This window comes from Moraxella lacunata, from assembly GCF_002027545.1.
In the GTDB taxonomy this organism is placed as follows: Bacteria; Pseudomonadota; Gammaproteobacteria; order Pseudomonadales; family Moraxellaceae; genus Moraxella; species Moraxella lacunata.
The window spans coordinates 26,923-35,900 of sequence record NZ_MXAN01000046.1; the positions used below are offsets into that span (position 1 = coordinate 26,923).

7 protein-coding genes and 1 pseudogene are annotated in these 8,978 nt (G+C 42.2%); 1 reads left to right on the plus strand and 7 read right to left on the minus strand.

Annotation, left to right across the window (positions count from 1 at the left end):
- Positions 1–62: 62 nt before the first annotated feature.
- Entirely contained in the window at positions 63–857 is a 795-nt protein-coding gene (locus tag B5J94_RS06865; RefSeq protein WP_181879681.1) for a cytochrome C assembly family protein, read from the minus strand.
- A gap of 111 nt (positions 858–968) precedes the next feature.
- On the opposite strand from B5J94_RS06865, the gene ffh reads away from it, so the two are divergent.
- On the plus strand, positions 969–2,522 hold the full coding sequence (ffh, locus tag B5J94_RS06870; protein WP_062498408.1) for a signal recognition particle protein: 1,554 nt from the start codon (positions 969–971) through the stop codon (positions 2,520–2,522).
- 218 nt (positions 2,523–2,740) lie between these two features.
- On the opposite strand, the gene B5J94_RS06875 is transcribed toward ffh, so the two are convergent.
- The 6 genes and pseudogenes from B5J94_RS06875 to cmk all read right to left on the minus strand — a co-directional run bounded on the left by B5J94_RS06875 (position 2,741) and on the right by cmk (position 8,902).
- Positions 2,741–4,249 (minus strand): hypothetical protein, encoded by a 1,509-nt coding sequence (locus B5J94_RS06875; protein ID WP_062498407.1) that lies wholly within the window; start codon positions 4,247–4,249, stop codon positions 2,741–2,743.
- A gap of 472 nt (positions 4,250–4,721) precedes the next feature.
- Positions 4,722–5,432 carry an orotidine-5'-phosphate decarboxylase gene (gene pyrF, locus B5J94_RS06880; RefSeq protein WP_062498406.1) on the minus strand — a complete coding sequence of 237 codons (711 nt, stop codon included), beginning with the start codon at positions 5,430–5,432 and terminating at the stop codon, positions 4,722–4,724.
- 24 nt (positions 5,433–5,456) lie between these two features.
- Complete coding sequence (locus B5J94_RS06885; protein WP_062498405.1) at positions 5,457–5,837, minus strand: lipopolysaccharide assembly protein LapA domain-containing protein; 381 nt, start codon at positions 5,835–5,837, stop codon at positions 5,457–5,459.
- A gap of 8 nt (positions 5,838–5,845) precedes the next feature.
- Positions 5,846–6,184 (minus strand): integration host factor subunit beta, encoded by a 339-nt coding sequence (locus tag B5J94_RS06890; protein ID WP_167346510.1) that lies wholly within the window; start codon positions 6,182–6,184, stop codon positions 5,846–5,848.
- A gap of 183 nt (positions 6,185–6,367) precedes the next feature.
- A pseudogene (gene rpsA, locus B5J94_RS06895) lies at positions 6,368–8,040 on the minus strand (30S ribosomal protein S1).
- Between the two features lie 157 nt (positions 8,041–8,197).
- Positions 8,198–8,902, minus strand: coding sequence for a (d)CMP kinase (gene cmk / locus B5J94_RS06900; protein WP_228144547.1), 705 nt, complete (start codon positions 8,900–8,902; stop codon positions 8,198–8,200).
- Positions 8,903–8,978: the final 76 nt, after the last annotated feature.

Here is an 8,978-nt window from a genome sequence, read left to right on the forward strand (position 1 = left end):
AAATAAAAGGATTGTCGCCCAAGGTTAATATCTTTGGGCGAATAATTACCCCTACACACATTTTATTTTAAAATCAGCTCCAACACCACCTTTGACCCCACAAACCCAATGGCAAGCAGAATAAAGCCATAAATGGCAAAATTGGACGCTTTTTTGCCCCGCCAGCCAAAACGGTAATGCCCCGCAATGAACACCCCGAATACAAGCCACGACAGCACACTAAACACAAGCTTATGTGCCACATGCTGAGCCATGATGTCATAAGTGGTCGCCAGCCCAAGCCCAATGGCGACACTCAAAATCACAAAGCCCATGAGTATCATGTCAAACAGCAGGCTCTCCATGCTCTGCAAAGACGGCAGTTTGGCAACCCAAAAGCGGTGTATTGTTTGGTGCTTTAATTCACGGATTTGTAATCGCAAAATCACCGCTTGCACGCACGCCATCAGTAGCACGCAGTACGCCCCAAACGACAGCAGAATGTGTGTTTGTAGCCCCATGTTCATGTCAGTAATCGGCTGATATGGGGCTTGCCCAAACTCACCAAAACTCATGCCAATAATGGCGGTCGGCACGGCAAGCACACCTAGACTCAAAATGGGGCGATACAGACTAAACAGCACAAAAAAGATAAGGCAGAACAGCCCCGTTAGACTAAGGACGTTAAAAATGTTAAAATTAAGCCCATAGAGCGTGATGATTTGTGGGACGAGTATTACGCCATGCAAGATAATGGCGACAGTTAGAGCGGATAACGTGGCGGTCTTAAAAATTGGCTTATTTTTAACCAAAGCGTGATACAGATGAAGCCCCACCCCTGCATAAATCATCACGCCAATCAGGTATAAAACGAACACAACCACCCCTTTATCATAAAAATTGGTATAAAATATGCAATAATAATAGCATAATTTTTAAATTTAGCATAAAATAACCCAAATTTTTCTATTAATTTTTTGGAACTCATCATGTTTGACACCTTAACCGAACGACTCTCTGGCACACTTCATAAACTGGCAGGTCAAAGCACCCTGACCGAAGACAACATCAAAGACACCTTGCGTGAAGTGCGTATGGCACTCCTAGAAGCGGACGTGGCACTGCCTGTGGCTCGTGATTTTGTCGCCAAAGTCAAAGAACAAGCTCTCGGACAAGAAGTGCTAAAAGAACTCGCCCCTGGTCAAGCCTTTGTTAAAATCGTCTATGACGAGCTGACCGAGATGATGGGTTCGGCAAACCAAGGCTTAGAGATGACGGGCAAGCCGCCTGTGGTCTATCTGTTGGCAGGCTTGCAAGGGGCAGGTAAGACCACCACCGCAGGCAAACTTGCCAAGTTCCTACAAGACAAACAAAAGAAAAAAGTCATGCTCGTGTCAGCAGACGTGTATCGCCCTGCCGCGATTAATCAGCTTGAATTTGTCGCAGGGCAGGTGGGGGCGATGTTCGTACCATCGAGCGTGAACGAGAATCCGATTGACATCGCTCATCGTGCCATCGAACAAGCCAAAATTCAGTTTGCTGACATTCTCATCATCGACACCGCAGGTCGCCTTGCCATCGATGAAGCGATGATGACCGAAATCAAAGAGTTGACCGCCGCTGTCAATCCTACCGAGACGTTGTTCGTCGTGGACTCTATGACCGGTCAAGACGCTGCCAACACCGCCAAAGCCTTTAATGACGCTCTGCCACTAACAGGCGTGATTTTGACCAAGACAGACGGTGACGCTCGTGGCGGTGCCGCTCTGTCCGTGCGTGTGATTACTGGCAAGCCCATTAAATTTTTGGGTCGTGGCGAAAAACTAGAAGCCTTGGAGCTGTTCCACCCAGAGCGTATCGCCCAGCGTATTCTTGGCATGGGGGACGTGTTGTCATTGGTCGAAGAAGTTGAAAACAAAATCGACCGTGATAAAGCCGAACGCATGGCGAAAAAAATCCAAAAAGGCGGTGAGTTTGACCTAGAAGACTTATTGACCCAGTTCCAACAGATGAAAAACATGGGGGGCATGGCAGGATTTTTGGACAAAATGCCAGGCATGAGCGGGGCAAACATCCAAGACGCACTCGCCCAAGCCAAACCCGAAGAGAAAGTCAAAGAAATGGAAGCACTCATTCATTCCATGACGCCCTTTGAACGCCAAAACCCCGACAAAATCACCCCAAGCCGTAAACGTCGTATCGCCGCAGGTTCGGGCAAACAAATCCAAGACGTCAATGCCCTGCTAAAACAGCACAAACAGATGGCAAAAATGATGAAAATGATTAGTCGTCCCGATGGTATCGAGAAAATGATGAAAGCCGTGCAAGGGCTGACTCGTGGCATGTCTGGCGGTGGTGGCGGTCCTTTGTTTGGTGGTAACAAACAACAAGAATTCGCCAAGATGACAAGCGACCTTCATGAGATGGGCGTAGATCCCAGCACCATCAATCTGGGCATGAGTGAAGAGCAGGTTCGCCAAAAAATGAACGAACTACAAAATGCCAGTAATGCAATGAGCGGTAAGTTTAAAAAGCGTTTTTAATCCTATCTAATATACACAAAAACACCGCTATGAGCGGTGTTTTTTACAACTCAAATCATAATTAAGTTGTACACTTGCTACGACTTTGGTAGAGTTGGTAGAATAAAAACACATCTTTAAAATAGGATGTGTAGGGCGTGTTGAACATTGATGACATTTTATAAAAACAAGATAAAACTTATTGAAAACCCATCAAATATTTACACATAAACTGTATTCTATTCAACAACTCTTATCTGCTCTTTAATATATTCAATCCATAATTCTCCATCTTTTTTTCTAGACTCCCTATTAATAGAAATTCCTATCACATTATCTCTATTAGAATCAATCCTTAAACTCTCAATAGCATGATTTTTAATTTTTTTATCAGAAGAAATATCCACAACAAACAGCTTCTTATTTTTAGTCTCTACCAGTTCTCTAAATAATCCATTGATATGGCTATCATCCTTATTAAATCCAAAACCAATTACAACCACTGCATCAGAATCGGCGTATGCATCAAATAACGAAACATATCGCCTAGACATTTCTACTGATGTTAATGGTTTTAAACCACTTTGAGTTAGAATAAAGGGAACGTGTATCTGCCCTAAATCCATAGGCTTTTCATCAAACTGAGCAATACTGTTTTTGTATGGATTATAAAAATCTTTAACACTTCCATTCAAATAAACTATTTTCTCTAACAAATTTGGTTGAATTTCAGAAATTATACTATTATAGTTTGATGTGCCAATTAAAGAAACTTCATCAACAAATTGATTTAGATCATTATAGTATCCATCTCTATTGCTCAAGTCATCAGGGATTTTACCCTTAATATATTCTCTAGCTGTTTCTAGAAAAACAACCATTTTGGTAAATTTTGCCCACTCTGTTTTTGGAGAAAATAAGTATCTAAAATGCTCATCTATTAGCTTTTGATAATCCAATACATCAATAAATATTTTCTCCAACACTTTCTTGCAGAGTGCACATAACAGACATACTAAATCAGCATTCTCATCTATTGAAAAAACCTTTTTCTGTCCAAGTAAAAGTTCTAACGCTTCTGAGCCAACTTGATTGAACTCCAATCTAAACATTCCAAATATATCATCAAAAATCGGTAAATCATCTGGTGTATTAGTAAAAAGTTCTTCATTTAATTTTTTTACTAAATCATGCCCATGAGAACCAACAAGTAATTGAAGAAAAGCTATGATGTACTTACGAAGATCATCAACATTAGAACCAACTCTAATAATTTCCAACATTGCAGAATAATATTTGGATTCAAACAAAGTAACGCTATTAGATAAAATCGGATTTAACCTTATTTTTTGACTATATAGGATTGCCCCTAATTCATTGTCAGTTTGCATCAAAAATAAATCAGAAATCCTTTCTGATTCTATATCCAATTCATTAATGACAGATTGGCATAAATCATCAAAATTATTTAAATGCTCAATTATTTTGTCTCTTTTATATTGTATAGATGACTCAATAATACTACTGAATTCATTTTTTCCAAAAGCATATATGGGTTTGGTTGTATACCCATCAGGTAGCCATTTTGTCGCATACGGAGAGGTAATTTTTACCTTTCCTAACTCTTCCCTTAATTTTTCTTTATAAGGGGTGGGGTCTTGCCTAAATAGATCAATGGCAAAAGTTCCTCCACTAGGTAAACCATAGCTAATTTCAGCTCCTGCACCAAAAAACAACCCTATTTTCATAGATTAACTCTCACTTTCGTCATTACTAATTAAATAGAACACAATCATCACACCCACCGCCATCTCTATACCAATAATCATCTGACAAATCTAGCCACCCAATGTTATTTTGCATGCTACATCAATGCAATACAAGATGATTAAATACGAGCGATCACACTACAAAATCTCCACAATATTAATTGAAAATAAAAATTCAGCATTATGGTTGGCTTTTAACATCATTGAGTGTTTATGACGAGAGATGAAAGTGGATTGACTAAAACCCTGTGGCTATGCTTATTTTGATACACTGTTTTATGTCGTCAACCAAATTTGCATAGATTTTGTTGATGCTTAATATCAGCTTTAAACCTTTTCATTTAAATTAGCATTTAAATTTGCCTAATCACTAAAACAGGCTTAACTATCAAATACAAATATTGAAAATAATGTATTTTAATTAACAACACCAAAGTATTGATAAACAGCCTTAAATCATCTGTAAAATCTTAGCCAATTTCTGTCTTGGCTCATCAGCTTGAGTAATGGAACGCCCAACCACCAAATAATCCGAACCATTATCCAAGGCTTCTTTGGGCGTGCAAATGCGTTTTTGGTCGTCTTTGTCATCATCGGGCAGACGGATACCGGGGGTGATGAGTTTAAACGCCTGCCCAAATGTAGATTTTAAAAGTGATGCTTCTTTGGCAGAGCAGACCACCCCATCAAGCCCTGCACGATGAGTCAGACCCGCCAGTCGCATGACATGCTCATCTAGCGTGCCTTGCACCCCAAGCTCGCCGAGTACGTCTTGCGTCATCGATGTTAGCACCGTCACTGCGATGAGCAGGGTATCATAACCACCGTCATTTAGGCGTGCCTTACACAGTGCCATCGCATCAGAGCCAATAGACGCATGCACATTTACCATCCATACACCCATGTCGGCAGCCGCCAAGACCGCTTGGGCGGTAGTATTCGGAATGTCATGGAATTTCAAATCCAAAAAAACTTGAAACCCACGCTCATGAAACGCATCCACCACATCTCTGCCACAGGCAGTAAATAGCTCTTTGCCTACCTTTAAGCGACATAGACTCGGGTCTAAACTGTCCGCAAGTGCCAAAGCCGATGGCAAATCATGCTTATCTACCGCAACGATGATGGGGGATGTGATTGAGGGACGTGTATTTATTTGCATGGTTATTCGTTTTAAAAGTAATGATTATAAAGGGCGAGTGTCAGATTCTAGGGTCGTGATGGTCTGCTCAGGGACGGTAACTTTGGTTTCATCCGCTAAGATATGCGACTGGCGAGAATGCTCAATCACGACATTGGCTTCGTCCAATTTGGCTTGTAGCTCTGCCTTTTCTTTACGTAAACGGCGGATTTCTAGCTTGTTTTGTAGCACCCTAAATAGTAACACCGATAGAAGAATACCGATGAAGACACCCAAAGCAATGGTTAGTACAAGCAACAACCCTAAATTGGTGGTTGGCACCTGCGAGAACAGCAGATTGACCGCAATTTCGCTGTTATTGGCAAGCACCAATGCGATGGCATAACCAAAAAACAGTACCAACAAAATAATGATAAATAAAGACATAAGATACCTTATCTGTTGTGAATATCTACAAGCTCACGTAACGCTTTACCGGGTTTAAAGTGTGGCACGGCTTTGGCTTCTACATCCACATATTCGCCCGTTCTGGGGTTGCGAGCTCTGCGGGCGTCACGATGATGCAAACAAAAACTACCAAAACCACGAACTTCTACTCGCTCGTCTTTGGCAATACTATACGTCATCATGTCCAAAATCTCACGCACCGCTTCATCAACTGCCATCTCTTCTAAATTATCACATTTAGATGCCACGTTTGCAATCAAATCTGACTTTTTCATCACATCTTCGCTGTTATGGCTAGACTTGTTCTCTTGCTTGATTTCTTGCATTTTTTCACCTTTTGAACCACACCTTACTCAAATTCACAACAAAATTACCAATGAGCAAGGTTCAAGTTAAAGTGTAATCATACCGCAATTTTACCAAAAATAAAATCAATTTTTTGTTAATTTTCAAATATTTAATCCAAAAAAAGACCTTGAATTACTTCAAGGTCTTTGATAAATCAGCGATTAGCCTTTTAGTTGGTCGGCAAAGATGTCGCCCAAAGTTTTTGGCTGATTTTCAGTGGTTGCATTTGACAGCTCTTTTAGTGCTTGACGCTCATCAGCTTCGTCTTTGGCTTTGATGGACAAAGTGATGTTGCGAGCTTTACGGTCAGCACGAACGATTTTGGCTTCTACTTCGTCGCCCACGTTTAGCACTTTTGATGCGTCTTCGGTACGCTCACGAGCGATGTCGGCGGCGGCTAGGTAGCCTTCTACGTTATCCGCTAGGGCGATAACTGCACCTTTGGCATCCACTTCTTTGACAGTGCCTTTCACGATGGCACCACGTTCATTAGCAGATAGATATTCGTTAAATGATCAGAGTTTAGCTGTTTGATACCTAGGCTGATACGGTTACCTTCGGCATCTACTTGTAGCACTTGGGCTTCTACGGTATCGCCTTTGGTATAGTTACGGATGGCCTCTTCACCAGACTCATTCCAAGAGATGTCAGACAGATGAACCAAACCATCAATACCGCCTTCTAAACCAATGAACAGACCAAAGTCAGTGATTGATTTGATGGTACCTGTGATTTTATCACCTTTTGAGTATTTCTTATCAAACTCTTCCCATGGGTTTGGCATGGTTTGTTTGATGCCTAGGCTGATACGACGACGCTCGCCATCGATTTCAAGAACCATCACATTCACTTCATCGCCCACTTGGACAACTTTTGATGGGTGAATGTTTTTGTTGGTGTGATCCATTTCAGAAACGTGTACCAAACCTTCAATACCTTCGGCAATCTCAGCAAAACAGCCATAATCAGTTAGGTTAGTTACGCGAGCTTTGGTGATGGTGCCAACTGGGTAAGTTTGCTCAACTTCGCCCCATGGGTCAGAACCAAGTTGTTTTAGACCCAAGCTAACACGATTACGCTCACGGTCAAACTTCAACACTTTAACTTTAAGTTCTTGACCGACTTCAACCGCCTCTGATGGGTGCTTGATGCGTTTCCATGCCATGTCAGTGATGTGTAGCAAGCCATCAATACCGCCCAAATCAACGAACGCACCATAATCAGTCAGGTTTTTGACGATGCCTTGAACTTCCATGCCTTCTTCTAGTTTGGCAAGCAGTTCATCACGCTCAGCACTATTTTCAGCTTCCATAACGGCACGGCGAGAGACCACAATATTATTACGAACTTTATCAATCTTGATGACTTTAAATTCTAGCTCTTTACCTTCTAGGTGAGTGGTCTCACGGATAGGACGCACATCAACCAATGAACCTGGTAGGAACGCACGCACAGAACCAATCTCAACAGTAAAGCCACCTTTAACCTTAGATGAGATAAGACCAGTAACAACCTCATCATTCTCATGAAGTTGTTCAAGTGTACGCCAGCTTTCTTCACGTTTTGCTTTTTCACGAGAAAGCACTGTTTGACCCATGCCGTTATCAACTTTTTCGATAACCACGTCCACAGTGTCGCCAACAGCAACTTCAAGCTCGCCCGCTTCGTTTAAAAACTCGCCACGCTCGATGATGCCTTCTGATTTTAGACCTGTGTCCACGGTAATCCAGTCGTTGTCAATTGCAACAACTTGACCTTGGATAACTGCACCAATTTCAACTTTTACTTCGTTTGCATTGCTTTGTTCAAACAGTTCAGCAAATGATACCATTATGTATACCTTAAAAATAGCCGTAGCCTGTCCAGTCAGTACGGTTCAGATGATTGCCAGTCGTTTGCGATACTGGTTTTGGCAAATGATAGGCAAATAAAAAATAAAACGGCAGTATTATAGCAAAGTTTTTGGATAAATGCACACCTTTTTTGATGATTTATAATTTACCTTGTGCAAATGCCAAAATCTCATCAAATACCACATCTGCCGATTTGTTCGAACTGTCAATCGCAAGGGCATCCACAGCAGGACGACTTGGGGCAACGGCACGGTTCTCATCTCGCTCATCTCGCTCGATAATGTCCGCCAAAATCGCCTCATAATCCGCCACTTTGCCTGCCGTTTGTAATTGCAACACCCGTCTGTCGGCACGAGCTTTGGCACTTGCGGTCAAAAATACCTTAACAGGGGCATCGGGGAAAATCACCGTCCCCATGTCTCGCCCGTCCGCCACCAGCCCTGCTTTGTCTTTTGCCATGTTTTTTTGTAGGTCAAACAACGCCGTCCGCACGCTTGGCAACACAGCGACACGGGACGCATATCCGCCCACGATTTCGTTACGAATGTCGTCTGTTAGGGGGGTATTATCCACTAGGATTTCCACCGTTTTTGTGGCGGTGTTGGGGCGAAAAGATAGGTTTAAAGACTGGGTTAATTCGGCAACTTTTTGCTCGTCAATGTCGGTACTGTCAAGCAAACCGTTTTTAAATGCCATTAGCCCAACAATGCGATACAACGCACCGCTGTCTAACAGCTCAAAACCAAAATGCTCGGCAAGGCGATATGCCACCGTGCCTTTACCTGCACCCGAAGGACCGTCAATGGTGATGATTTTTGGGGTAATGGGTTGTGGGGTCGTCATGGGGATTTCTCTTTTTATAAAATACATTGGGATTAGGTGATAATTGCGTTTTATCAAAGGCGAATGTCATTCGCCC

Bases quoted from the DNA above. Each gene is read 5' to 3' on its own strand.
- ffh (WP_062498408.1), top strand. From the start codon at position 969: ATGTTTGACACCTTAACCGAACGACTCTCTGGCACACTTCATAAACTG.
- B5J94_RS06875 (WP_062498407.1), bottom strand. From the start codon at position 4,249: ATGAAAATAGGGTTGTTTTTTGGTGCAGGAGCTGAAATTAGCTATGGT.
- pyrF (WP_062498406.1), bottom strand. From the start codon at position 5,432: ATGCAAATAAATACACGTCCCTCAATCACATCCCCCATCATCGTTGCG.
- B5J94_RS06885 (WP_062498405.1), bottom strand. From the start codon at position 5,837: ATGTCTTTATTTATCATTATTTTGTTGGTACTGTTTTTTGGTTATGCC.
- B5J94_RS06890 (WP_167346510.1), bottom strand. From the start codon at position 6,184: ATGCAAGAAATCAAGCAAGAGAACAAGTCTAGCCATAACAGCGAAGAT.
- cmk (WP_228144547.1), bottom strand. From the start codon at position 8,902: ATGACGACCCCACAACCCATTACCCCAAAAATCATCACCATTGACGGT.